This is a genomic window from Saccharothrix lopnurensis (genome assembly GCF_042658445.1).
In the GTDB taxonomy this organism is placed as follows: domain Bacteria; phylum Actinomycetota; class Actinomycetes; order Mycobacteriales; family Pseudonocardiaceae; genus Actinosynnema; species Actinosynnema lopnurensis.
This window is the reverse complement of sequence record NZ_JBHSQO010000108.1, coordinates 1-910: the sequence shown is the minus strand read 5'-3', so window position 1 is coordinate 910 and position 910 is coordinate 1. Positions and strand designations below refer to the sequence as shown.

Here is a 910-nt window from a genome sequence, read left to right as displayed (position 1 = left end):
TCGTGGTGGTGGGGTAGGCGTTCGTAGTCGCGGACGCAGCGGCGGTGTCCGGTGATCCAGGCCAGAGTGCGTTCGACTACCCATCTTCTGGGCAGCACGGTGAAGTACGGCACCTGCGGGCGTTGGACGATCTCCACCACCAGGCCGAGGGTCTTGCGTGCCCAATCGAGCAGGGTGCCGGTGTAGCCGCCGTCGGCCCATACCAGTGCGGCCCGCTTCCCGGCGGTGTCGCGCATCCGGCGCAGCAGGCTGCGGGCGGCGACCCGGTCCTGCGTCGAGGCGGGCGTGACCAACACGGCCACCAGCAGGCCCAGGGTGTCCACGACGATGTGCCGCTTGCGGCCGGCGACCTTCTTCCCGCCGTCCCAACCCCGCGTGGCCCGGCTCACGGTCTGCGCGGCGCGCACCGACTGCGAGTCCATCACCGCCGCCGACGGAGCCGCCATCCGCCCCTTGGCCAGGCGGACGCGGTCGCGCAGCGCGTCGAGCAGCCGCTGCGAGGCACCGATCTTCTCCCAGGCGGCGAACCGCTTGTAGACCGTCTGCCAGGGTGGGAAGTCCGCCGGCAGGGCCCGCCACTTGATGCCGTTGTCGACCACGTACAGGATCGCGTCCACGATCACCCGCCGGCAGTGCTTCTCCCACCGCCCGCCCCGACCGGCCAGGCACGCCGGATCGGGCAACAGCGGATCCAGCTCGGCCCACTGGATGTCGGTGACGTCGGTGGGATACCGCCTCGTCCGTCGGACGGGCTGGTGGGACGTCGTCAGGCGGCAGCACGGGGTACCCGCGGTGGAACCGCCCGCGGGGATCGGGCACGATAACAACGGAACTCCTGGCAGAACGGCGCTTCGACAACGTCCGATCTACCAGGAGTTCCCTCGTCTGCGCACCAAAGAGCCGTCACCTG

Annotated in this window: 1 protein-coding gene; it reads right to left on the bottom strand. The window is 70.5% G+C overall.

All coding sequences use genetic code 11. From position 1 onward, the window contains the following. Positions 1–683 (bottom strand): IS5 family transposase (locus ACFP3R_RS37545; protein WP_380643804.1); only part of this gene is annotated, 683 nt, incomplete at its 3' end. Between the last annotated feature and the right edge of the window lie 227 nt (positions 684–910).